Consider the following 24138-nt stretch of genomic DNA (forward strand, 5'->3'; position numbering starts at 1 on the left):
GACCGTCCCACGGTGTCGAAGCGCGCTCGCCGTCAGAGGCGATCGTGCTCTCCCGGCTCATGGAGCGTGCCCGAGGACCGGTCGCATCGCCCGGCGACCGTGTCGAGCGTCGGCCAAGGAGGGCCCGCACGCAGCGAGCGCAGGAACTCCTGCTGGAATCGCCTCCGGTTCGGAAGCTGGTCGCCGCGTTCCCAGCGCCAGGCCGCGACCATCGCGAGAACGAGCTCTCGGCACTCGTCCAACAGCTCTCGGTCAACGTTCGAATAGTGCTCTCCGACCGCCTCGGTGACATGGGCGAGATCGAACTCGACGGGTCCGCGGCAGCATGTCTCAAGGTCGATGAACAACGGGCCGTTCCCCGTGCTGAGCACATTGCCCGGATGCGGCTCGCCGTGGAGCAACTGCTCCACGGCGCCGCGGTCCTCGATCGCCCGTCGCAGGCTTCCCAGTCTGCCGCCGAGGAACGCGCGGTCCGCGTCGGCGAGTTCCGGCGAGCGATCCGGGTCGGCGACGACGGCTTCCGCCTCCGCGACGCGATCCGTGAACCGCGGGCTCGGCACATCGACCTCGCGCATACCGGCGTGCAACCGCTCCAGCGCCTTGGCGTAGTCGACCGGTGAGGTGTGAGGCGCCACGGGTTCGTAGTAGGTCCACAGCGTCACCGTGAAGCCGTCGCGCGCGTACACGAGCGGGTCCACCCGAGGCTCCAGGAGACCTGTCGGACAGCCGGCCCGGGCGAGCCGTTGAGCGAGCTCGACTTCGTACTGTGCGGCCTCGTGCCCCGAAGGGGCGACCCGGGCGAGGGTGTCGCACGGCGTCAGCCGCAGTGCCAGCCTGTTCGAGTCGTGAAGGACGATCGCGTCGTCGGCCGGCAGGCCGAGCGATGCGGCGACCGAAGTCGCAGCCCTGATCGCGCGCGTGATACCGGTCGTCTCCATCCTCGGATCCTGGCATGGACGAGCGAGGACGGTCCCGGATTATTCGCGGCGCTGCGGTCGTCGGCGAGCGGTCAGTCCCCGGGCGGGGCCTCGCCCCGTACGAGGGCGCCCAGCCTCCGTGCCGCCTCGGTCAGCTCGGCGCGGTCGCCCGTGGCGGCGAAGCCAAGGCGGAGATGGGGGGCCGGCGGCTCGGTGGCGAAGTAGCGGGCGCCCGGGCTGACGGCGACACCGACCCGGCGGGCGGCGGCGGTGAACGCGAGGTCGTCCGTGCCGGCCGGCAGGCGGTACCAGAGGTGCAGGCCGCCCGCGGGCGGGCGGGCGGGACTCCACTCCGGGACCTCGTGGGCGATCGCGGCGGCCAGCAGGGCGCAGCGTCCGCGCAGTTCTTCGGCGAGGGTCCGGACGTGCCGTTCCCAGGACGGGGAGCTGAGCAGTTCCAGGGCGGCTTCCTGGAGGGGCCGGGTGATGAAGAAGTCGTCGACCTGGCGAACCGCCCGCAGCCGTTCCATCACCGGGCCCCGGGCGATCAGGGCGCCGATCCGCAGGCTCGGAGCCGCCGGCTTGGTGAGCGAGGTGATGTGGACGACGGTGCCGTCGCCGTCATCGGTCACCAGGGGCCTCGGCACCGTACCGCCGTGTCCCAGATGGCGCGCGAAGTCGTCCTCGACGACGAAGGCGCCCGTCGCCCGCGCCACATCGAGGACCTGGCGGCGGCGTTCCGGTGCGAGTACGGCGCCGGTCGGATTCTGGAAGGCGGGCTGGCAGTAGAACAGCCGTGCCCCTGTCATCGCGAAGGCGTCGGCGAGCAGGTCGGGCCGGACGCCGTCCTCGTCGACCGGTACGGGAACCGGGCGGAGCCCGGCGGCGCGGGCGGCGGCGAGGGCGCCCGGATAGCCGGGCGAGTCCACCAGTACGGGGGCTCCCGGCCCGGCGATCGCGCGGAAGGCGATGGACAGGGCGCTCTGGCCGCCCGCGGTGATCAGGACGTCCTCGGGTGTCACCCCGCCGCCCGCGATGCCGGCGAACACGGCGCGCAGCGCCGCCAGGCCGCTCGCGGGGGCGCGGTCCCAGGCGTCCGGGCGGCGGGCGGCGCGCGCCAGTGCGGCACTCAGCGCCCGGCCGGGCTGGAGGGACCGGTGCACATAGCCGCCGTCCATCGTGATAGTCCCCGCCGGTGCCGGCGGGGCGTCGGCGATCAGCCGGGTGTCGACGGTGCGGTCGGTCAGCGCGACCGTCTGCCAGGCGGTGTCGGCGACCCGGGTCCGGGGCCGGGCGCGCTGTGCGGCGTAGGTGCCGCTGCCGGGCCGGGTCACCACCGCGCCCTCCGCGGCGAGCAGGGCGATGGCGCGCGCGACGGTGGCGGGGCCGACCCGGTAACGCTGGATCAGCTCCCGGCTGCTGGGCAGCCGGTCACCGGGAGCGAGTCCGGTGAGCAGTTCACGAATCCTGGCCGCCAACTCTTGGGAAGTGCTACTGTCAGACATGAAAGATCATGGTAGCGCTATTAACCCTTCCTCGGAACCGCTTCCCGGGACATCCCACTGGGACATCGAGGCCCTGCGGGCCGACACTCCCGGCTGCCGGAATGTCATCCACTTCAACAACGCGGGCTGCGGGCTGATGGCGACCCCCGTGCTGGACGCGGTCCTCGACCATCTGCGGCTGGAGGCGCGGATCGGCGGCTACGAGGCGTCGGCCGCCCGCGCCGCCGACATCGGCGAATTCCACACCGAGGTCGCCGCGTTGATCAACGCGGCCCCCCGCAACATCGCCTTCGCGGGCAGCGCCACGCACGCCTACGCCAACGCCCTCTCCGCGATCCCGTTCGAGCCCGGCGACACCATCCTGACCACCCGCGACGACTTCGTCTCCAACCAGATCGCCTTCCTGTCCCTGCGCAAGAGGTTCGGCGTGACCGTCGTGCACGCCCCGGACACCCCGGAGGGCGGGGTGGACGTGGAGGCGATGGCCGCGCTGATGAGATCCCTCCGCCCCCGGCTGGTGTCGGCCACCCACATCCCGACCAATTCCGGTCTGGTCTCGCCCATCGCCGAGATCGGCCGCCACTGCCGCGAACTGGACCTGCTCTATCTCGTCGACGCCTGCCAGTCGGTCGGCCAGTACCCGATCGACGTGGCGGAGATCGGCTGCGATCTGCTCACCGCCACCTGCCGGAAATTCCTGCGCGGCCCCCGGGCCTCCGGATTCCTCTACGCCTCCGACTCCTTCCTGCGCGCGGGGTACGAGCCGCTCTTCATCGACATGCACGGCGCCCGCTGGACAGCGCCGGACCGCTACGAGGCCGTGGACTCCGCCGCCCGGTTCGAGGAATGGGAGTTCCCCTACGCCACCGTGCTCGGCAGCGCCGCCGCGGTCCGCTATGCCCGCGGTATCGGCGTGGAGGCCGTCGCGCACCGCACCCCCGCGCTGGCGGCCCGGCTCCGCGAGGCGCTCGAACCGATTCCCGGTGTGCGCCTCCTAGACCGGGGGCCGCGGCTGGCCGCCCTGGTGACCTTCGCCGTCGAGGGCTGGGAACCGCAGCCGTTCAAAGCCGCCATGGACGCCCGCTCCATCAACTCCGCCCTGAGTTTCCGCGAGTTCGCGCAGTTCGACTTCACCGCCAAGAACGTCGACTGGTGCCTGCGGCTGTCCCCCCACTACTACAACACCGAGTGGGAAGTGGACGAGGTCGCCGCCGCTGTCGCCGACATCATGCGCCACTCCCGGGACGCGCGGCGGGGGCCGCGTTGACGGCCGTCGCGTCCCGCCCGCCAGAGGCTTCCGCCGGTGGAAGCCTCTGGCGCAACGGCGACTTCCTCAAGCTCTGGCTCGGCGAGACCCTCTCGCTGCTCGGCGCCCATGTCACCCATCTCGCCCTGCCGCTGACCGCGATCAGCGCCTTCAACGCGACCGACGAGCAGGTGGGTGTGCTGCGCTTCCTCCAGCTCGTGCCCTATCTCGGACTCGCCCTGCTCTTCGGGGTCTGGGTGGACCGGACCCGCCGACGGCGGCTGATGCTCGGCGCCAACACGATCCGTATGGTCCTCCTCGCGCTGGTGCCGGTTCTCCACTGGCTGGGCGCGCTCGACATGGTGACGCTGATGGTGATCGCCTGCGCCGTCGGCACCGCGTCCGTGCTCTTCGACGTCAGCTGGATGTCGTATGTGCCCAGTCTGGTGCGCGACCCCAAGCAGTACGTGGAGGCCGGTGCGAAACTCGGCGCGGGCTCCTCGGCGGCCGATGTGGCCGGGCCCGGGCTCGCCGGTCTGCTCGTCGCGGCGCTGACCGCACCCGTGGCGCTGATCGTGGACGCCCTCTCCTATCTGGTGTCGATCGTCTCGCTGCTGCTCATCCGGACCCGCGAGCCACGACCCGGGCCACGGGCCGAGCGCTCCTCCGAGCAGTCCTCCGAGCGGCCCGCGGACCGGCGGCATCTGCCGACCGAACTGCGGGACGGCCTGCGCTGGGTCTTCCGCGACCCCGTCCTCCGGTCCCTCGCGCTGATCGGCTTCTGCTGCAACTTCTCGATGATCTCCGTCTGGACCATGTTCCTGCTGTACGGGACGAACGACCTCGGGCTCAGCCCGGCGACCATCGGCGGTATCTTCGCGGCGGCCTCTCTCGGCGGCCTGGCCGGAGCCGCGATCTCCCGCGGGGTCATCCGGCGCTTCCCGCTCGGCCGCGTCTACCTCGTGTCCCAGTCGGCGCTGCTGCTCGGCCCCGCCCTGATCGCCGTGGCCGCCGGACCCCGGCCGGTGATGGTGGCGCTCTTCGTCCTCTCGTTCCTCATCACCTACCTCGGACTCGGCGTCGCGGGCGTCATCATCGTGAGCCTGCGGCAGATCACCACCCCACAGCGGCTGATGGGGCGGATGAACGCGTCCTTCCGCACCCTGCTCTTCGGCGGCGGCGCCCTCGGCGGCCTCACCGCCGGCCTCCTCTCCGGCGGGATCGGCGCCGACAACGCGCTGACGGCCGCGGCGATCGCCTCGGCCGTCGTCGTGATCACGCTCTTCCGGTCACCCGTCACCCGACTGACCACGATGCCCTCGGCCACCGCGGAGCCGAGCACGGCCTGACGGCGACCGGAACGCCGCCCGGCGGCGGCGGAGTGCGCGGGGACGGGGGAACTCAGCGCCCTCGCCGAGCGGCGAGCCAGGTGAGGACCTCGGGGGTGACGGGGTCGGTGATGTCCGCGAACTGGTGGTTCCGGGTGAGGAATTTGGCCACGTAGGGGCAGACGGGCACGATCCGCATCCCGGAGGCGCGGACGTCGGTCAGGGCCCGCTCGACGAGGATCGAGGCGAGTCCCCGGCCCGCATGGGCGTCGTCGATCTCGGTGTGGAAGAAGACCCGCTGGCCGTCGCGGTCGCGGTAGGCGGTCAGCCCGGCGCGCTCGTCGTCGACGAGGATCTCGTAGCGATGGCGCGCGTCGACGCGGCGGACGGTGGTGGCGGTGGCGCTCTGCTCGCTCATGGCGAAGGTCCTTTTTGGCGCGGGGTCAGCGGTGGGAGGGGTTCTCGCGGGGGGTGATGACGGCGTTGGGCAGGGCGGGGGCGGGCAGTCGTTCACCGGGGTAGCCGTCGACGGCGCCGAAGCGGTCGGAGGCGCTCTCCCACGCGTCCCGTGCCTCGACGATGTCCTGATGGCTGCGGCCGATGAAGTTCCACCACATCACGATCCGCTCCTCGAAGGGCGGGCCGCCCAGGAGGATCGTCCTGGCCGGCCGGTCGGAGTCGTTGGTGAGGGTCAGGGCGGTGCGGCCGGGGGAGGTGTAGCCGAGTTCCGCGGGGCGCAGGGGGGCTCCGTCGAGGCGGACGTCGCCCTCGTCGACGAGGAGTCCGTGTTCGAAGCCCGGGTCGACGTCGAGGGTGACGGTGGCACCGGCGTCGATCAGGACCTCGGCGCCGAGGAGCGGGGTGAAGGTGCGCACGGGGGAGGTGTCGCCGGCGAGGGTGCCCAGGAAGACCCGCAGTTCCGCGCCGTCGACGTGGATCGGCCGGGGCGCGTGGTGCTGGAACTCGCGGGGCGCGTGGCGGTGTTCGCCGGGGAGGGCCACCCAGAGCTGGACGCCGTGGAGCACGGTGGTGCCGGGGGTGGAGACCTCGGTGTGGCTGATGCCGTGGCCCCCGGTCATCAGATTGATCTCGCCGGGTCGTACGTAGGCGTGCGTGCCCAGGCTGTCGCGGTGCTCGATCTCCCCGTCGAAGAGCCAGCTCACGGTCTGGAGCCCGGTGTGGGGGTGGGGCGCGACGTCCATGCCGCCGGAGTCGGCGACCCGGTCGGGACCGTAGTGGTCGGCGAAGCACCAGGCCCCGATGAGCGTCCGGGCCCGCTGCGGCAGGGTGCGCCGTACGGTCATCGCCCGCGGTCCGCCCAGCGGGACGTCCCGGGCGGTGAGGACCTCGACCTCGGCCCCGGTCTCCGCGTGATCCATCTCCGGCCCCTTCTCCCATAAGTAGTTGTGAATTCAACTATCATGGGTGATCATAGTCCCGAAGGCAACCCGGGACAACAGACGAAGGAGCACAGGTGACCGAGACGGCACAGACCGCGGAGACCCACCGGGCCAACGGCCGGATCTACATCGACAAGCGGAGCCCCGCCGCGTACCAGGCGCTGGTCAAGACCGCCGAAGCCGTCCGCGCGACGGCCGCCGAGGCAGGCCTGGACCGGATCCTGGTCGAGCTGGTCAACCTCCGCGTGTCCCAGCTCAACGGCTGCGCCTTCTGCCTCGACGTCCACACCCGGACCGCGCTGCGTCTCGGGGAGACGGCTCGTCGCCTCGGCGTACTCGCCGCCTGGCGCGACACCGGGCTCTTCACCGCCCGCGAGCGCGCGTCCCTCGCCCTGGCCGAGGCCACCACCCACCCCGCCGACGCCCTGGCCCAGGAGCGGGCGTACACGGAGGCGCGGGAGGTGCTGAACGACGACGAGATCTCCGCCGTGGTCTGGGCGGCGATCACGATCAACGCCTTCAACCGGGTCTCGATCCTGAGCAAACACCCGGTACGGGAGACCCCCGCCCGCTGAGCCCTTGGACCCTTGAGCCCTTGAGGCCTGAGCCCTTGAGCCCTTGGACCCTTGCGGGGCCGACGCCTCGGCCGGTCAGGGATCGTCGGCGATGAGGATCCGTGCCGTGGCCGCCGTGCCGAGGAGCCCGATCCCCGTGATCACGAAGATCCCGCCCGTGCCGATGCCCGCCGTGAAGGCACTGAGCGCGGCGGGGACCAGGGACTGGCCGACGCGGTTGCCGCTGAGGCGCAGGGCGAGCCAGGTCGATGTGGTGCCGGGCGGGGCGGCGGCGGTCACGATCGCCATCGACAGCGGCTGACCGATCCCGAGGGCGAACCCGGCGACGGCGAGGAGGGCCCCCGAGACCACGACCGGCGCGGGGGCGGCGAGAGCGCCCACCGCCGCGCCGGCGGCGATCGTGGAGATGTAGGTGAGCCGGGTCCGGCCGACCCGGGCCGCCAGCCGTGCGAGGCCCAGCCGTGAGGCCATCGTCGCGGCGGCGCGCACGGCCAGCAGGACGCCGATGGTCGCCGACGGGATCTCGCGTTCCACCCCGAGGGCGGGCAGATAGACCTGTATCAGGTCGATCGCCGCGAGCACGAGCATGCTGAGCAGCATCGCCCCCGTCATGGTGCGCCGGGTCGCCCGGGGGACCCGTAGGGCGGATCGCAGGGACTGATCGCCGCCGGGCCCCCGGTCCTCTTTCCCCGCGTGCGACAGCAGAGGGGTCACCACGAGCAGGACCACACAGGTGCCGGTGTAGATGGCGAAGAGGAGCCGGGTGTCGGGGAGCACCGCGCTCCCCCCGACGGCCGCGAGCACCAGCGGGGCCGCCGCCTGGCCCAGGGAGGCGGCGAAGGTGTACGTGCCGAAGGCGGAGTCCAGCCTCTCCCGCCCGAGCTGGGCCACCAGCGTCTGCTGGCCGACGACGGCCAGGAGATGCCCCAGGCCGACGACGGCGTTCCATATCAGCAGGCTCGTCAGACCCTTGGACCACAGATGGATCCCCAGCCCCGCCCCGGCCATCAGCGCGCCGCCGATGGCCAGGCTGGGCCCGACATGGCCGCGGTCGTTCCAGCGTCCGATGGCCACGGCCACGACGAGCGGTATGAGAGCGAAGCTCGCCGCGATGAGACCCACCAGGCTCGGGTCGACGCCCAGCTCGATCGCGCGGTAGGCCGATGTCGGCCGGACGATGTAGGCGGCCAGCTGGAGAAGGAAGGAGTGACAGAGAAGGGCGGCGGGGGCTCTCAACGGTGCGAGGACTCCCGGACGTCGGGAACCTCGTCGTCGTGGGCGGCTGCGGGGAGGGTGTCGTTCCGTGCCGACCTGCGCATAAGGAACCCTCCGAGCAGTACGGCGGCCAGCGTGAGGTACACGACGATGGTGAACGGCGTCGACACGAGTGTGGTGACGTCGCCGCCCGCGATGTCGAGTGCCCGCCGGAGCTGGACCTCCGCGAGGGGGCCGAGGATCGCGCCCACGATCATCGGTGAGACGGGGAAGCCGAACCGGCGCATCAGATAGCCGGCGACGCCGAAGAAGAGCAGGACTCCCACATCGAACGCGCTGCCGTTCACGGCGTAGGTGCCGAGAAGGGCGAAGACCATGATGCCGGCGAAGAGATAGGGCTTGGGGATCTTGAGGATCTTCACCCAGAGGCCGATGAGCGGCAGGTTCAGGCCGAGCAGGATGACATTGGCGATGAGGAGGCTGGCTATGAGGCCCCAGACGAGCGCCGACTGGGTGTCCAGTAGCTGCGGGCCGGGCTGGATGCCGTACTGCTGGAAGGCGACGAGGATGACGGCCGCGGTGGCGGAGGTCGGGATGCCGAGGGTCAGCAGGGGGACGAGGGTGCCCGCGGCGTTGGCGTTGTTCGCCGCCTCCGGTCCCGCCACTCCCTCGATCGCGCCGTGTCCGAACTCCTCCCGGCGCTTGGACAGCTTGCGCTCAAGGGTGTACGAGAGGAAGGTCGGGATCTCGGACCCTCCCGCGGGGATGACCCCGAGCGGGAAGCCTATGGACGTGCCGCGCAGCCACGGCCGCCAGGCGCGCCGCCAGTCCTCGCGGGACATCCACCGCTTGCCCTTCCTCACCGGCATGATGTCGAAGCGGCTCGTCGTCTGGTGCGCCGCCACATAGAGCACCTCGCCCATCGCGAAGAGCGCGACGATGAGGACGACCGTGTCGATGCCGTCGAGCAGGGACACCTGGCCGAAGGTCAGGCGCTGCTGACCGCTCTGGAAGTCCAGTCCGACGAGTCCGACGGTCAGACCGAGCGCCATCGAGACGAGTCCGCGGACGGGCGAGCTGCCGACGAGCGCGCTGACGGTGAGGAACGCGACCACCATGAGCGCGAAGTAGTCCTGGGCGCCCAGCTTGATCGCCACCTCGACCATCCACGGCGCGAAGAACGCCAGCAGGAGCGTGGCGATGGTGCCCGCGATGAACGACCCGATGGCGGCGGTGGCCAGGGCCGCCGCACCGCGGCCCTTGCGCGCCATCTTGTTGCCGTCGATCGCGGTGATGACCGAACCGGACTCGCCGGGGGTCTTCAGCAGGATCGCCGTGGTCGATCCGCCGTACATGGCGCCGTAGTAGATGCCGGCGAACATGATGAACGCGGCGGCCGGCTCCAGCCCGTAGGTCATCGGCAGGAGCAGGGCGATGGTCAGCGCGGGGCCGATGCCCGGCAGGACGCCGATCAGCGTCCCGACGATGGTGCCGATCAGCGCGAAGAGCAGATTCTCGGGGGTGACGGCGACCGAGAGCCCGTGGAGAAGTCCTTCCCAGCCCGACATCAGAGGACCCCTTCCAGGACACCGGCGGCCAGGGAGATGCCCAGGGCGTGGGTGAAGACGAGATACACCACGACGGAGAGGACGATCGCGATGACGGCCGATTTGAGATGGCTTCGAGCCCCGAGGGCCCACGCGGTGAGCCAGAACGCCAGCGCGGAGACGATGATGTATCCGAGGGTGTCGACACCGGCGATGAAGATCAGCACGGAGCCCGTGCAGACGGCGAGGGGGACCCACTTGGTGCTGCGGACGTCGACGTCGCCCTCGGCCGCGTCCGCCTCACCGCGCTTGCCTCGCGCCACTTGAATGCCGAGTGCCACGGAGAGCGCTATGAGCAGCACTCCGACCACTTTGGGCATGAAGCCGGCTCCGACGCCCGAGGCGGATGTCGAGGTCGCCTGCCCGAGGCCGTCGAGCAGCGTGACGATCCCGATGGCGAGGATTCCGGCTGTCACGCCCCATTCGCCGAGCGACACACCTCGTTGGTCGCGGGGCGGGGCCGGGGCGTGTTCCGGCGTTGTAGGGGAGGTGCTCATGGGAGGCCTTTCTCATGCCGGGGTGGCGGGCGCCCGTGCGAGGCGGGCGCCCACAACTGTTCTCAGTTCACTTCTTGGAGAGGCCGAGCTCGTCGAGAACTCCCTGGACCCGGGTGTTCTCCACCTTGAGCCATGCCGTGAACTCGTCACCGGTGAGGAAGTTGTCGTTCCAGGCGTTCTTCTTCAGGGTGTCCTTCCAGCCCTGAGAGTCGTGCATCTTCTTGAGCGCCTCGGTGTACTGGGTCTTGAGCGCGTCGTTCACACCGCTCGGGGCCATCATCGAGCGCCAGTTCTGGAATTCGAGGGACGAGTCGACGTCGGCGGCGGTCTGGGCGAACTCGGCCCCTTCGACGGGCTTGGCCGACGACACGAGGAGGCCGTTCATCGTGCCGTCCTTGACCTGGGCGGAGAACTCGCTGAGACCCGAGACGCCCGCCTGGACCTTGCCGCCGAGGATCGCCGTGGTCGCCTCGCCGCCACCGCTGTAGGGCACGTAGTTGACGTCGGAGGGCTTCACTCCGTAGTGCCTGGCGAGCAGTCCGATGAAGATGTGGTCGGCGCTTCCGGCGGAACCGCCGGCTATGGAGACCGACTTGGGGTTCTTCTTGATCGCCGCGAAGAGGTCGCCGACCGTCTTGTAGGGCGAGTCCTTGGGCGTGACGATGACCTCGTACTCGCCCATGAGACGGGCGAGAGGAGTCAGGTCGTCGAGAGTGACGTCGGTCCCGTTGCTGATGACGCCGCTCATCATGGCCAGGCCGGAGGCGACCCAGAGGCCCTCCTTGCCCTTCTGGGGAGCGACCTGCGCGAGGGCGACGGTGCCGGAGGCGCCGGGGACGTTCTTGACCTCCGCGGCCTTCGCCAGATTGGCGGACCTCAGCGAGTCCTGGACCGCGCGGGCCGCCTGGTCCCAGCCGCTGCCGGGTGCCGCGGGCGCGATGATCTCCAGACGTTCGAGCGCCTTCGCCTTGGCCCCGGTGCCCGAGGATGTGTCGCTGCCACTGCCGCATGCGCTGAGGGCAAGGACAGCGACCGCCGCCGCGGCGGTGATGCGGGTGATCTTCATGGAGACTTCCTTGTCTCTCCGACGGGGGTGTCTGGAGAACCGGAATGTATACAGACGGAGGGGAGCCCACAAGGGTCAACGCACATTTAGCGGCTCACTCGTGACCAACGATCCAGCTCGTGTATACACTGCGCCCATGCTGACCACTCCCCCCACTGCCGCGGGACGTGCATACGCGCAACTGCGGTCGGAGATCCTCGACGGTGTCCTGCCGGCGGGCGCACCCCTCTTGGAGGTGGAGCAGTCCGACCGTCTGGGGGTCTCCCGCACACCGGTGCGCGAGGCCCTGAGCCGGCTTGTCGCGGAGGGCCTCGCCGAGCCGTCGGGGAAGCGGGGTGTCGTGGTCACACAGGTCGACGACCGCGATGTGCGCAGCCTCTTCGAACTGCGTTCCTGCCTGGAGGCCCAGGCGTCCCAACTCGCCGCCGTACGGGGCGAGCCCGCCGTCTTCGCGGAGTTCGAGGACCACTTCACGCGATGGCACGATCTCTTACGGGGCCCCGCGGTCTCCGACGAGCAGGTGAGCGACTACTTCGCGCTCATCCGGCGCTTCGACGAGGCCGTCAACAAGGCCACGGACAACTCCTTCCTCGTCGACGCGATGGAGAACCTGCGGGTCCACGTCGCCCGTGTGCGCCGCATGGCCGGCCACTCCCAGAGCAGGCTCGAAGCCTCCGCCTCGGAGCACGCGCTCATCGCGCGGGCCATCTCCCGCCGCGACGCCGCGCTCGCCCTCCACGCCACACACGTGCATCTGCACAACAGCGTCGAACACTTCCGCCACTCCTGGCGCCCCGCCGAGAGAGACGCGCCCGAAGGACAACGCACCACCACAGCAACGGAGACGCCCCGATGAAGAACCACCCCGTCCGGTCCCACCGCAGCGAGGAGAACCTCCCCCGCGAGGAGCAGCTGGCCTGGAAGATGGCACAGGTGGCCACGGACCCGGTCGAGGTCACCGACTCCGCCGTCGAGATGATCGTCAACCGCTTCATCGACAACGCGGCCGTCGCCGCGGCCTCCGTCGGCCGCGCCGCCCCGTCGTCGGCCCGCGCGCAGGCGCTGTCGCACGCGCCGAGCCGCGGCGGCGCGGGCTCGACGCTCTTCGGACTGGGACCGGACACCCGAACCAGCCCCGAGTGGGCCGCCTACGCCAACGGGGTCGCCGTCCGCGAACTCGACTACCACGACACCTTCCTCGCCGCCGACTACTCGCACCCCGGCGACAACATCCCGCCGGTCCTCGCCGTCGCCCAGCACACGGGCAAGGACGGGCACGCGCTCATACGCGGCATCGCGACAGGCTACGAGCTCCAGATCGACCTGGTGCGCGCCATCAGCCTGCACAAGCACAAGATCGACCACATCGCCCACCTCGGTCCCTCGGCCGCGGCGGGCATCGGAACCCTGCTCGGCCTGTCCACCGAGGTGATCCACCAGGCCATCGGCCAGGCACTGCACACCACGACCACGACCCGCCAGTCCCGCAAGGGCGAGATCTCGTCCTGGAAGGCGTACGCGCCCGGCTTCGCAGGCAAGCTCGCGGTCGAGGCCGTGGACCGGGCGATGCGCGGAGAGACCAGCCCGGCCCCGATCTACGAGGGCGAGGACGGCGTCATCGCCTGGCTGCTCGACGGCCCGGAAGGCCGGTACGAGGTGCCGCTCCCCGGCTCCGGCGAGCCCAAGGAGGCGATCCTCCTCAGCTACACCAAGGAGCACTCCGCGGAGTACCAGGCACAGGCGTGGATCGACCTGGCGCGCAAGCTCCTGCGCGAACACCCCGACACGGCGGACCCGGCCAAGGTCGCCAGCATCGTGGTCCACACCTCCCACCACACGCACCATGTCATCGGCTCGGGCGCGAACGACCCCCAGAAGTACGACCCCGACGCCTCGCGCGAAACCCTCGACCACTCGCTCCCCTACATCCTCGCCGTCGCACTCCAGGACGGCCGCTGGCACCACGTCGACTCCTACGCCCCCGAGCGCGCGTCCCGGCCCGACACCGTCGCGCTGTGGCAGAAGATCACCACCGTCGAGGACCCGGCGTGGACGGACCGGTACCACGCGGGCGGCGACCGCCAGTCGTACGGCGGCCGTATCGTCGTGACACTCCTCGACGGCCGGACCGTCGAGGACGAGATCGCCGTCGCGGACGCGCACCCCGCGGGCGCCCGCCCCTTCACCCGCGAGAACTACGTCGAGAAGTTCCACACGCTCGCGACGCCCGTACTGGGGGAGACCGAGGTGCGGCGATTCCTCGACCTGGCGCTGCGGCTCCCGGAACTCACGGCGCACGAGGTCCGCGACCTCACCTTCGCCGCCCGCGCGGGACAGCTGCCGCCCGCCGCCCGCCCCGGAATCTTCTGAGGAGCCGCAGGTGCTCTACACCACACGAACCGACACGGACAAACGCCGGGCCTTCCGCCGGCGTCTGGAATCCGGCGAACTGCTGCGCATGCCGGGCGCCTTCAACCCGCTCTCGGCACGGCTCATCGAGCGCCGCGGCTTCGACGGCGTCTATGTCTCGGGAGCGGTCCTCAGCGCCGACCTCGGCCTCCCCGACATCGGACTGACGACACTCACCGAGGTCGCCGGCCGCACCCGCCAGATCACCCGCGTCACCGACCTCCCCACGCTCGCCGACGCCGACACGGGATTCGGCGAGCCGATGAACGTCGCCCGCACCGTCCAGGAATTCGAGGACGCCGGCCTCGCCGGGCTGCACATCGAAGACCAGGTGAACCCCAAACGCTGCGGCCACCTCGACGGCAAACAGGTCGTCGACGCCGAAACGGCGGTACGACGGATCCGGGCGGCCGTCGACGCCCGGCGCGACCCCGACTTCCTCATCGTCGCCCGCACCGACATCCGCGCCTCCGAAGGACTGGAAGCGACGATCGACCGGGCCGGGCGACTGGTGGACGCCGGAGCGGACGCCATCTTCCCCGAGGCACTGCGCACCCTGGACGAATTCGCCCGTGTGCGCGCCGCGATCGACGTGCCACTCCTCGCGAACATGACCGAGTTCGGCAAGAGCGACCTCTTCACCGCCGACCAGCTCAGCGACGCCGGGGTCAACATCGTGATCTGGCCCGTGTCCCTGCTCCGCATGGCCATGGGCGCCGCGGACCGCGGCCTGAGCACACTGCTGGACCAGGGCTCCCTGACGGACCGCCTCGACGAGATGCAGCACCGCCGCGACCTGTACGACCTCCTGGACTACGAGAGCTACAGCGGTTTCGACTCCTCCGTCTTCAACTTCCGTCTGGAGGCCGACTGACCGCCCCGCCCGGCCCGCCCTCGCGGGGCGTACCGGGCCGAGCGGTGTCGCGGTGCGTGGGGCCGGGTGGTCCTGTCCCCCGTGCGGGACCACCCGGCCTGTTCTCTGGCGTCCGCCGCGGCTGCTACCAGCGGGGTTTGCGGTCCTGGCCGTAGCGGCCGCCGCGGGGGCGGTCCTCGAAGTGGAGGTGGGGGCCGGTGACGTTGCCGGTGGCGCCGACGCGGCCGATGCGCTGGCCGGCCCTGACCTTGGTGCCGGTCTTCACTTCGAGCTTGGAGAGGTGGCAGTAGATGTAGTCGCGGCCGTTGTTGTCATGGCCGCTCCTGCTCCCGCCGCGGGGCTTTTCTGAAAGCCCTGCGCGCCGGGTCCATTTCGGGTGTTCACGGCTGCCCAACCAGTTCCGGTGGGGATTCCACAAGAACGAAGTCGGACCATTCAAGGATCCTGCCGCGGCGGGGTTCCCGGTAGCGGTTGAATGTTGTTCAGCCGACAACGCCCGGTTGTCCGGGACAACTCTGGAATGTCAGAGGACTTCATGGGCTGCTCACCCGGGACCACTTCGCCGATGAGTATGTGCCGGACGAGCGGAAGCTGCGTGAGCGCCTCGCCGGCGTAGGCCTGACATGGGACACCGTCGAGGCCGTCGCGGACATCTGCTTCCGTGACGAGTCCCAGGCGGTCACGAGCCGGCGTCTGGAACGGGCAAGGGCGCTGTGGAAGGCCGCCGGGAATCCCCCACGGTGACCGGTCCGGACGGCGAGCCCGCCGTCCCCGCCCGGGAGCTGTTGCAGGCGCAGGAGCGCGCCATCGGCGCTCTCGAAGAACTCAACCGGGTGCGCCAGGCGTACGAGGCGAGCGAGCGGGCCCGTAACCAGTCGCTTCAGGTGGCGACGGTGCTGTTCGCGCTTCTGGGGCAGACCCAGGCTCAGGTCGCCGGGCTGTCCCGCCGCCTTGAGTCCCTCCAGGCGGCCCCCGATGTGCTGAGCGTGGACATCGAATCGATACATATGCGGCTGATGCGCGCCACCACACAGGAGGGCGATCTCCGTGTACAGCTCAACCGGGCGGAGAGCGAACGAGAACGGGCCCAGGCCGTGGCGGATCTGGCCGCCCGGCGCATCCAGGCCCTGGAGTCCGAGCTGCGCAAATACCGCGGTGTGGACAACTCGACGGTGACCGGCGCGACGGGCGCCATCGCGCTGCCCCAGCAGTCCACCGGGCCCACTGACGAGGACGGCGAACTCGACCATGTGGACGCGACGCTCCGCAAGGTACGGGAGGTCCTCGACCGCGAACACCGAACCGTCGCGGAGATCGCGAGTGAACTCCGTGCCGACGACGCACCTCGGGGAGACACCGACACGGTGCCTTCCGAGCGCCCACTCCCTGTCAACGTGCCCGGTAGTGGCCCGGCCGACCTCGACGAGGAGTTGTTCGAAACAATTCCGCACAACGCCGAGCGCACGGCGACCAGCCTCGTTCCGCGCCGCGACGACGACCGTATGCGGTTCGTGGGGGCGGCCACCCGCCGCATCTCACGGGGTATCGACCCGGACGAGATCGTGCAGGGGCTCTGCCGGGCGACCGTGCCGACCTTCGCCGACGCGATCCTGGTCCATCTGCGCCACCCGCTGCCCGTGGGCGACGAACGTCCGGTCTCGCCGTTCGTGCTCCGACTGCGCCAACGGTACGCGACCCTTGACGTAACCCGATCCGGCGGTACGACGGCCGTCGATCTGACCCGGTGCACGGCTGTCAGTGAAGTGCGTTCGAGCGGCGCGCTGTCCGAGGTGCTGAGAAGAGTGCGGCCGGTCTTCGGCGACTCCGCCGAAGCGAGCGCGGCGCTTCACGAACTGCTCGGCGAGAACTTTGAGTCACCTCAAACGGGGCGAGTGATTCTGGCACCGCTTCGGGGTCGCCATCGCATCATCGGCACAGCCGTCTTCCTGCGCAGGCCCGACCGGCGCCCTTTCGAGCCCGGCGATCTGCTGGCCGCCGCCCAGCTGACAGCGCAGACAGCGCTCGGCATCGACAAGGCGATTCTGTACGGGCGGGAGGCGTACATCGCCGACGAACTCCAGCGCATCATGCTGCCCGAAGGGCTGCCCCCGGCGGCCGGTGTGCGGCTCGCCTCCCGTTATCTCCCGGCCTCCGAGACGGCCAGGGTCGGCAGCGACTGGTACGACGCCGTCCCTCTGCCCGGCAGCAGGGTCGCGCTGGTCGTCGGTGATGTCATGGGCCACTCCATGGCCTCAGCCACGATCATGGGCCAGTTCAGAACCACCGTGCTCACCCTGGCCGGACTCGATCTGTCACCGCAGGAAGTACTCCGTCACCTGGACGAACAGGCCCAGCGGCTCGGCCATGACCACATGGCGACCTGCATGTACGCGGTCTACGACCCCATCACACACCGAGTCGTCCTCGCCAACGCCGGACATCCGCCGCCGATCCTGCTCCACCCGGACGGCCGTGCCGAGGTGCTCCACATACCGCCGGGGCCACCCATCGGCGTGGGCGGCCCCGAATTCCAGACCGTGGAGCTGGCAGCCCCCGCGGGCGCGACCCTTCTGCTGTACACGAACGGACTGGTCGAGTCCCGGCTACAGGACGTATGGGCCGGTATCGAACAGTTACGAGGGCGGCTCGCCGCCACCGCGCAGCGCACCGGTCCGGGCCTCCCGCCCCCGCTGGAAGCGCTCTGCGACGATGCGCTGGAGATGCTCGGACCGGGCAGCCGCGACGACGACATCGCCCTGCTCGCCGCGCACTTCGAGGGGCTCACCACAAGCGATGTCCCCGGCGGTGCCCCGGCCGAGGAGGCTCCTGCCCCCGGCCCATAGACAGGCCCTAGCGGGCGGCCCCCATCTTCCCGTCGTACTTCTGGTACCCGCGCGCCTCGTCGACGGCGTCCCGCTCCTCGCGCAGAGACGCGGTGCGCCGGTCGGCCCAGCGGCGCAGTGGGCTCTTCTTCCCGGCGACCTCGTCGCGGTCCAGCAACTGCAAGGTGGAAACGCCCAGCGGGTCGGAAGCGGCGGCCTGCGCATAGGCGAGGCGGGCCGCGTCCATGTCGCCGAGGTGTTCCAGGCACTGACCCAGCATGAACTGGGCCAAGTGGGTGACTTGAGGGCCCAGGAGTGTGGCTTTTCGGTAGGCCTTCACGGCTTCTGGGATTTTCTCCCGCTCGATGTAGACCTGGCCGAGTGTGAGAAGGGCGCGCGGCTCGGCCGGCATGTGTTCTGTGAGGCTCTGCGCGTATCGCTCGGCCCGCTCGAAGTCTCCCAGGACGAACATCTCCTTGGTCCTGCTCTCCAGCAGGGCATAGCGCAGCAGGCCCCATTCCGCTCGGGTCGCGGGGTCGTCCCGCCGCATGAGAGCGCAGAAGTGCTCGGCCCGGTCCATCTCCCGGGACATGGCCGTGTGATCGCCCGCCAGCTGGGGCGCCAGCGCGGCGATCCGGTGATAGCGGCTCAGGAGTTTGTTCCGCTCGTGGCCGACCGAGCCGGAGGCGTCGACGGACTGGGCGTGCAGCTCCAGGTGGCGGTGGAAACCCGGTACGTCGTCCAGCATCTTCACGCAGATGCTGCAGAGCAGGTAGGTCGCCTCCACATGGGCCCAGGAGCCGGGCCTGGCCCGCTCCCGCACCTCGCGCAGCTCCGCCACCGCGGCGCTTGCCGGGCCGCCGTCGATGGCCTGGGCGTACAGCGCCTGACCTCGCATGAAGGCGAGTGCGGCGGTGTCGTCGTCCAGCCTGGTGCCGGAGTCGGGGGCGGGTCCGCGCTCATGGCGGAGGATCGATGTGTGCAGCCCCGCCCGGTGCAGCGCCCACAGCACCCGGAGCCGGGCTCGGCCGTTGAGGGAGGTGTAGCGGGCGAGCTGTTCGCAGAGGGTTCGCCAAGCGGGGGTGCGCAGGTCCGGAGCGAGTTCGGCGGGGTCGTCGAGGAGGTATTCCGGGAGCATCGCGTGCCGCACGATCTCGCGGCGCACCGATGACGGGGAGAATCCGTGGACCCGGGGGTACGCGTCGCTCTCCTCGACCAGCGATCGGATCGCCAGCGCCAGCCCTTCGACAGCGGAATTGCCGTCCGCTCCCCATTCGCCGAAATCAAAATAAGGGCGGTACAGCCAGCCGATGAAGGTCGACGGCACATCGATGCGCGGCATCTTTTTCTTTCCTCGGCCGGAGGGGCGCGGTCGATGGCCGGCCGCGCCCCTGATCTTCCCCGGACGGCGTCCGGCTACAGGGCTTCTCGGGACGGGCGGTCGGACGTCAGGGTGCGGTACGGAACCACCTTCATGGCGTCACCTTTCGCTGACGGGGCGGCGAGAGACAAGGAATGTCCGCCCCAGAGGACAGGACAGATTCATATTAGCTCGGCGGGATGTGGATTCGCGCCGGAAGAGGTGCTCCAAATTTATGGTAAATGAATTCGGCGGGTGCGAATTCGAGGGAAATTAATTCGGGGTAAATCGGTTCTTTTCGTGCGGGTGGGGATGAGGGATGGGTCGAGTGCCCGGCCCCTCCACGGCTCACCCGACGCGGTCCGGCGGAAGGGGGCGGGCGGTGATGGTCATGGTGACGGGCGAGGGGCCGAGTGTGGCGCCCGCGACGGGTCTGGGGTCGCTGCCGGGTACCGGGTCCAGTTGCCATCGCGTGGCGACGGTGGCGGTGAGCAGGGTGAGTTCCGCCAGGGCGAAGTCTCCGCCAGGGCAGCCGTGGACTCCCGCGGCGAAGGGGATGTAGGCACCGCGCGGCGGCTGGGGGTGACGGTCCGGGTTCCACCGGCCGGGGTCGAAGGTCTCGGGCCGGGGGTGCCATCGGGAGTCGCGGTGCATGGCGTATGGGCTGTAGAAGACCTGGGTTCCCTGTTTGACGGTGTGACCGCCGAGCTGGAGGTCGGTGGCGGCGCGCCGGGGGAACAGCCAGATGGGCGGGTAGAGCCGCAGGGTCTCCTGGACGACGCGACGGGTGTGGACGAGTTCGGGAAGGTCCGCGGGGGCGGCGGGACGGCCGCCCAGAACGCGGTCGACTTCCTCTTGGAGCTCTCGACGGATGTGCGGGTGCCCACTGAGGAGGATGAACAGCCACGCGGCCGCCGCCGCACTGGTGTGGGAACCGCCGATGAGGAGGGAGGTCGCGTCGTCGTGGAGCTGTCGTTCGTCGGTGCCGACGGACAGACGGGCCAAGGCGGGGCTGTCCGGGTTGGCCGAGATGAGCTCGTCCACCACGCGGTGAATGGCGCTGAGGGCGGTTCGGTACTTTCCGCGTTCGGGACTCGGCAGACGGTCGAGGAGCGCGGCCGCCGGTCCGTAGGCCCGGCGGGCCAGGCCGGCGACGACGACGGGCAGGTTGTGGTGGACGACCGCGCCGACTCCGGCCGGGAGGTGCTGTCCGAAGACGGTGGTGGCCACGACGTTCAGGCTGAGATCGGCCATCTCGGCGTTCAGGTCGATGTTCTGGCCGTCGCTCCAGCCGTCCGCCCTGGCGGCGGCGAGATCGGCCATCGAGTCGAGATAGGCCGCCAGGCGCGTGGTGTTCAGCAGGGGCTGGATCACGCGCCTGCGGTCGCGATGGTGCTTGCCGTCGGCGATGGCCACCCCGCTCCCGAACAGGGGGCGCGCCCTGGTGAAGATGTCGCCGCGGTCGAAGCGTCCGCCGGGCCCGGTCAGCAGGGCGTGGACGAGGTCCGGGTGGTTGAGCAGGTAGGCGGTCCGGCGGCCGATGCGGAACTCGACGACGTCCCCATGGCGGCGCTGCCGGTCGAGGAAGGTCAGAGGGTCCTTGACCAGGCTCATGGCATGGCCCAGCAGGGGAAGACCCCCGGGGGCGCGGGGGGCCCGGCGTTCCCCGTGTTCGGAGGGCACCGTCATGTCAGTCCCTTCCTTCTTCTCGGGCGGTTCCGATGCGGTAGCGCGGTGTCCGCAGGCCCCACTCCAGATGGCCGCGGGTCCAGACGCGGAGGGCGGCGGCGCAGTGGTCGGCGTGGTGCCGGACGGCATCGGGCAGACGCAGCGCGGCGGTGAGCGCGGTGAGGTCCCGACAGCCGGCCGTGTAGGCGTGAAGCCGTCGTTCGCAGGCGGCCGACACTTCGGCGGCCGCCGTCGGCCGGTCCTGGAGCCGGTCGTGCGCGACGACGAGGACGAGGTTGTGGAGGTCGCCGTGCGCGGCTTCCTTGTCCACGGTCATCAAGTCGTTGGTCCAGCACACCAGGTCCGCCGCCGCGATCAGAAGATCCTGGTAGGGGCGTGAGTAGTAGACGCTCGACGGCAACGCGCCGCCGTGAGCCCTCTCGACCAGATCGAACGTGGGCATGATCGCTCCGAACGCGCGCCGCCAGTGGGGGAAGACGTCGGGGCCGGGGATCTGGGCGGCCTGCCGGTGAGCGGCCTGCCAGACACCGGCGGACAGATAGTCGCTCACATGCCGGCGGAACCGGAGCCGCCAGGCCCCGCTCATCCCTGCCGACGCTTCCGCGATGATCTCCTCCAGCGCCCGGGCCATCGGCCGGGCGGCGGCGGTGGGGGCGGTGGGTGTGCCCAGGGCGGTGGCCTGGAGATCGTGAAGGTGCTCCTCCAGCAGATCGGCGTCCCGCCCCAGAACGCTCTCGTCGATCCGGTCGTCGAGAAGGAAGAGCCATGCCATCCACTTGGCCGTGAGCGTGAGATCGGCTTCGCCGGCCTCCGGGTGGCAGTAGGCGGCCAGCAGGCCGGGCCGGATCCGCGTCAGATTCCCCTGCTCCGCCGTGTCGTCGCAGAGTCCGCCCGCGTCCACCCAGACGAATGTCCTGGCGTCGGCGGCCGCGGCGTGCGGGCTGTGCGGGGCGGGGCCGCTCCAGATCGCCGACCCCTCAATCGGTCTGGTCGACAGCATGTCCGCGTCCTCTCCCGTGGTCCGACGGCAGAACACCCCACATCGCGATCATCGCGTGCGCCACATCGACGAACTCGGGCCGTCCCAGATGCGCCAGGGCGGCGGAGGTCTCGGCCTCCGGCAGAATCCCCCACTGATCCATGACCGGCATCAGCTCGGCCACCGAGAGCCGCCACGCGGTTCCCGCGGCGTTGCCGGAGGTCAGGGTGGAGCAGTGGACGCGTACCCCGACCTCGACGAGGCCCTGCCCGAGCAGCGGTGCCGGGAACGAGCGCGCCCAGTCCTCCACATCGCTTCCGAGGGTCGCCGCGAGGGTGGCACTGATCGCGCCGCCGAGACGCCGTACGACGGGATCGGCGGAGGACGCGGCGGGGAAGAAGGAGGGGTCCTCGACATAGATCCGTCCTCCCGGCGCCAGCCAGGACACCATCTTGGCCAGCACGGCTTCCCGCTCGCGCAGATGACACAGGACGCTACGGGCGACGACGAGGTCGAACTCTCCGGGCGGGAACTCATCGGTCCGCACATCGTGCCGGAGTACGCGCACGGCGGACCGCCGAAGCCCTGCCAGGAACCGGACGTCGGTGTCCGTGGCCGTGACCTCCGCCGCCGGGCACTGTCCGGCGAGCCAGAGCGCCACCGTCCCGGCCCCCGCTCCCACCTCCAGGCACCGTGCCCCCGGCCGCAACTCCCACTGTGAAAGAGCCGCCTCGGTCGCGGGATCGCACACGGCGGCCAGAGCCTTGAGCCGGTCGATCTGTTCAGGGTTCTCGAAGGCGAATACCTCCTCCCCGTAATCCGGTTCTCCGTAATCCAGCCGATTTTCGCCGACCGGCGGTTCCTTCCGCATCTGCCGCCTCGCTCCCCTCGGAGGAAATGTCGGATGATGTTCTGTGATGGATTTAGTTCACCAGTTCGACATGCGATTCACTGTCGGACGGGGAGGTGATTCGACGGAAAGGATTCCCGCCATCGGCGGGTGTTCGCTTCAACATGCCCGTATACGGCAGAGGCGAAGCGCGGGGAGAGCGGCGCACCGTTGCGGAACCCGCGCCGAGTCGAGGCGCGGAACCCTCCTTCGCGCCCGCCTCGGCACAATCCCCACAGGGGAGGGATTGACAGCAAACCGGGCCGGGTGGAAGGTCATTGCAGCGCGAGCCGGTGAATGAGCGTCAGGAATTCCGGGACCTCCCGAGGGGGCGCCGCATGGCGGAGCGGACCATCAGAAAAAATGTGATTGTCGTCGGCTCCGGGATCGCGGGAATGGCCGCCGCTTTCCGTCTGCGGCAGGCGGGGCACGACGTGACGATTCTCGAACGGGGGGATCATGTCGGCGGCCGCATGTCCTCGTACGAGAAGGCCGGCGAGGGAGGCTTGTACAGGATCGACCGGGGCGCGAGTTGGCTCTCGCACAACTACCACTCCATGATCGAACTGCTGCGAGAGGCCGGGCTCGCCTCACACATGCTCCCCTGCTCCAACGAGCTGGGCGTGCTCCGCGACGGCAGGGTCCACCGGCTGTCGTTCGTCCGGAACTCGGACCTGCTCCGCACGGGGCTGCTGGGGTGGCGATCCAAGCTGAAAGCGCTGCGTCTCCTGCGGGATCTCGCCGCGGCGCGCCGGTCGCTGAGCTGGAGCGACATGTCCACCGCGGCCGGGATCGACACCGAGAGCGCGCGGGACTACGCTCTGCGCCGGCTCGACCAGCCCCTGCTGGACTATCTGGTGGAGCCCCTGTGCGGCACCCAGTTCCTCGCCCCCGCCGACGAGATCGCCGCTGTCGGGGTCTTCAGCATCATGCGGGGGACCTTCGGAGCGGCGAGCTTCACCTTCGACGGCGGTGTCGGCCAACTGCCCTCCCTCCTCATCGGTCTTCCCCTCATGCGTGAGCGGACGCGTGTCGAGCTGAACGCCCGGGTGAAGGAGGTGAGGCCGGACGGAGACGGTGTGCGGGTCACCTGGGAGCGCGACGGGACGAGCCGCGCCGAGCACGGTCACGCGTGCGTCGTGGCGGTCCCCGGGCCGATCGCGGCGGGCATCGTCCCCTCGCTCACCGACGATCAGCGTACGTACCTCACCGGTCTGCGCTACACCAACGACGTCCACGTCACCTTCGGACTGCGCGAGCCGCCCAGCGAGACGGCCCTCGGCGTCGCCGTTCCCCGCCGTGACCACCCCGACCTGTGCGTTGTGCTCTACGAGCACAACCTCGGCCCGGGCCGGGCCCCCGCCGGCCGGGGGCTGGTGTCCCTCGTGTTCCGGCACCACTGGAGCGCCCAGCGCCTCACCCTTGACGATGCGGGTGTCATCGAGGACTCCCTCGCCGCCGTGACGGAGGCACTGCCCGAACTCGCCGCCCATATCGCCGAGCACCGGGAGATGGCCGCCGTTCAGCGCTGGGAAAGAGCCGTCCTCGCCCGCCCGGCGGGTGGATACCGCGACCTCGCCCGTTTCACCGGCGGCCTCGACCCGCGATCGCCGATCCAGCTCGCCGGGGACTACTTCGCGTACAGCACCACCAACGCCTCCCTGGCGACCGGTGAGCAGGCCGCCCGGCGGGTCATCGCCGCGCTCTCTCCGGCACCGGCACCGGCACCGTAACCGGCGCGTCCGCCTCCGTGCGACAGC

Annotated in this window: 21 protein-coding genes; 8 read left to right on the forward strand and 13 right to left on the reverse strand. The window is 70.4% G+C overall.

Translation table 11 applies throughout. The annotated features are described in order from the left end of the window. Window positions 1-32: 32 nt before the first annotated feature. Window positions 33-938, reverse strand: a complete 906-nt coding sequence (locus IE247_RS25470) for a phosphotransferase family protein (protein ID WP_190125607.1) — start codon at window positions 936-938, stop codon at window positions 33-35. A gap of 71 nt (window positions 939-1009) precedes the next feature. Further along, window positions 1010-2422, reverse strand: a complete 1413-nt coding sequence (locus tag IE247_RS25475; RefSeq protein ID WP_190125608.1) for an aminotransferase-like domain-containing protein — start codon at window positions 2420-2422, stop codon at window positions 1010-1012. Between IE247_RS25475 and IE247_RS25480 the strand changes: the two genes are divergently transcribed. Both IE247_RS25480 and IE247_RS25485 read left to right on the forward strand, forming a co-directional pair. Beyond that, window positions 2421-3689, forward strand: coding sequence for an aminotransferase class V-fold PLP-dependent enzyme (locus IE247_RS25480; protein WP_190125609.1), 1269 nt, complete (start codon window positions 2421-2423; stop codon window positions 3687-3689). The two genes, IE247_RS25475 and IE247_RS25480, sit on opposite strands and share 2 nt — an antisense overlap. Then, complete coding sequence (locus IE247_RS25485) at window positions 3686-5017, forward strand: MFS transporter (protein ID WP_190125610.1); 1332 nt, start codon at window positions 3686-3688, stop codon at window positions 5015-5017. The genes IE247_RS25480 and IE247_RS25485 overlap by 4 nt, the downstream gene beginning before the upstream one ends. Window positions 5018-5069: 52 nt before the next feature. Here IE247_RS25485 and IE247_RS25490 read toward each other — a convergent pair whose 3' ends face one another. Together IE247_RS25490 and IE247_RS25495 are read right to left on the reverse strand one after the other, a co-directional pair. Further along, entirely contained in the window at window positions 5070-5414 is a 345-nt protein-coding gene (locus IE247_RS25490) for a GNAT family N-acetyltransferase (RefSeq protein WP_190125611.1), read from the reverse strand. Between the two features lie 25 nt (window positions 5415-5439). Continuing rightward, on the reverse strand, window positions 5440-6375 hold the full coding sequence (locus IE247_RS25495) for a pirin family protein (protein WP_190125612.1): 936 nt from the start codon (window positions 6373-6375) through the stop codon (window positions 5440-5442). Window positions 6376-6470: 95 nt separating this feature from the next. Here IE247_RS25495 and IE247_RS25500 point away from each other — a divergent pair, with 95 nt between their 5' ends. Beyond that, a complete protein-coding gene (locus IE247_RS25500; RefSeq protein WP_190125613.1) occupies window positions 6471-6971 on the forward strand; it encodes a carboxymuconolactone decarboxylase family protein in 501 nt (166 codons plus the stop codon). Between the two features lie 75 nt (window positions 6972-7046). On the opposite strand, the gene IE247_RS25505 is transcribed toward IE247_RS25500, so the two are convergent. The 4 genes from IE247_RS25505 to IE247_RS25520 all read right to left on the reverse strand — a co-directional run bounded on the left by IE247_RS25505 (window position 7047) and on the right by IE247_RS25520 (window position 11356). Beyond that, the gene (locus IE247_RS25505; protein WP_190125614.1) at window positions 7047-8207 is read right to left on the reverse strand and encodes an MFS transporter; all 1161 of its coding nucleotides are present in this window, start codon (window positions 8205-8207) and stop codon (window positions 7047-7049) included. Next, a complete protein-coding gene (locus IE247_RS25510; RefSeq protein ID WP_190125615.1) occupies window positions 8204-9754 on the reverse strand; it encodes a tripartite tricarboxylate transporter permease in 1551 nt (516 codons plus the stop codon). The genes IE247_RS25505 and IE247_RS25510 overlap by 4 nt, the downstream gene beginning before the upstream one ends. Then, window positions 9754-10290, reverse strand: coding sequence for a tripartite tricarboxylate transporter TctB family protein (locus tag IE247_RS25515; RefSeq protein ID WP_190125616.1), 537 nt, complete (start codon window positions 10288-10290; stop codon window positions 9754-9756). The genes IE247_RS25510 and IE247_RS25515 overlap by 1 nt, the downstream gene beginning before the upstream one ends. Window positions 10291-10357: 67 nt before the next feature. After that, on the reverse strand, window positions 10358-11356 hold the full coding sequence (locus tag IE247_RS25520) for a Bug family tripartite tricarboxylate transporter substrate binding protein (RefSeq protein WP_190125617.1): 999 nt from the start codon (window positions 11354-11356) through the stop codon (window positions 10358-10360). 136 nt (window positions 11357-11492) lie between these two features. On the opposite strand from IE247_RS25520, the gene IE247_RS25525 reads away from it, so the two are divergent. Genes IE247_RS25525 through prpB form a run of 3 tightly spaced genes read left to right on the forward strand, consistent with a single transcriptional unit; the run spans window position 11493 to window position 14639 of the window. Continuing rightward, window positions 11493-12212 carry a GntR family transcriptional regulator gene (locus IE247_RS25525; protein WP_190125618.1) on the forward strand — a complete coding sequence of 240 codons (720 nt, stop codon included), beginning with the start codon at window positions 11493-11495 and terminating at the stop codon, window positions 12210-12212. Beyond that, complete coding sequence (locus IE247_RS25530) at window positions 12209-13726, forward strand: MmgE/PrpD family protein (protein WP_190125619.1); 1518 nt, start codon at window positions 12209-12211, stop codon at window positions 13724-13726. The genes IE247_RS25525 and IE247_RS25530 overlap by 4 nt, the downstream gene beginning before the upstream one ends. Before the next feature lie 10 nt (window positions 13727-13736). Beyond that, window positions 13737-14639: a methylisocitrate lyase gene (gene prpB, locus IE247_RS25535; RefSeq protein ID WP_190125620.1), complete on the forward strand. Its 903-nt coding sequence runs from the start codon at window positions 13737-13739 to the stop codon at window positions 14637-14639. 124 nt (window positions 14640-14763) lie between these two features. On the opposite strand, the gene IE247_RS34910 is transcribed toward prpB, so the two are convergent. Continuing rightward, complete coding sequence (locus IE247_RS34910; protein ID WP_308433258.1) at window positions 14764-15033, reverse strand: M23 family metallopeptidase; 270 nt, start codon at window positions 15031-15033, stop codon at window positions 14764-14766. Window positions 15034-15379: 346 nt separating this feature from the next. Here IE247_RS34910 and IE247_RS34545 point away from each other — a divergent pair, with 346 nt between their 5' ends. Next, complete coding sequence (locus IE247_RS34545) at window positions 15380-17482, forward strand: PP2C family protein-serine/threonine phosphatase (RefSeq protein WP_229869345.1); 2103 nt, start codon at window positions 15380-15382, stop codon at window positions 17480-17482. Between the two features lie 7 nt (window positions 17483-17489). Here IE247_RS34545 and IE247_RS25550 read toward each other — a convergent pair whose 3' ends face one another. The 4 genes from IE247_RS25550 to IE247_RS25565 all read right to left on the reverse strand — a co-directional run bounded on the left by IE247_RS25550 (window position 17490) and on the right by IE247_RS25565 (window position 22360). Beyond that, on the reverse strand, window positions 17490-18803 hold the full coding sequence (locus IE247_RS25550; protein ID WP_190125622.1) for a tetratricopeptide repeat protein: 1314 nt from the start codon (window positions 18801-18803) through the stop codon (window positions 17490-17492). A 366-nt stretch (window positions 18804-19169) separates the two neighbouring features. Continuing rightward, a complete protein-coding gene (locus tag IE247_RS25555; RefSeq protein ID WP_190125623.1) occupies window positions 19170-20510 on the reverse strand; it encodes a cytochrome P450 in 1341 nt (446 codons plus the stop codon). Between the two features lies 1 nt (window position 20511). After that, entirely contained in the window at window positions 20512-21510 is a 999-nt protein-coding gene (locus IE247_RS25560) for a (-)-delta-cadinene synthase (RefSeq protein ID WP_308433259.1), read from the reverse strand. After that, complete coding sequence (locus IE247_RS25565; protein WP_190125624.1) at window positions 21488-22360, reverse strand: class I SAM-dependent methyltransferase; 873 nt, start codon at window positions 22358-22360, stop codon at window positions 21488-21490. The genes IE247_RS25560 and IE247_RS25565 overlap by 23 nt, the downstream gene beginning before the upstream one ends. Window positions 22361-22716: 356 nt before the next feature. On the opposite strand from IE247_RS25565, the gene IE247_RS25570 reads away from it, so the two are divergent. After that, complete coding sequence (locus IE247_RS25570; protein ID WP_190125625.1) at window positions 22717-24111, forward strand: protoporphyrinogen/coproporphyrinogen oxidase; 1395 nt, start codon at window positions 22717-22719, stop codon at window positions 24109-24111. The last annotated feature ends 27 nt before the right edge of the window (window positions 24112-24138 follow it).

This window comes from Streptomyces inusitatus (assembly GCF_014651115.1).
GTDB lineage: Bacteria > Actinomycetota > Actinomycetes > Streptomycetales > Streptomycetaceae > Streptomyces > Streptomyces amakusaensis.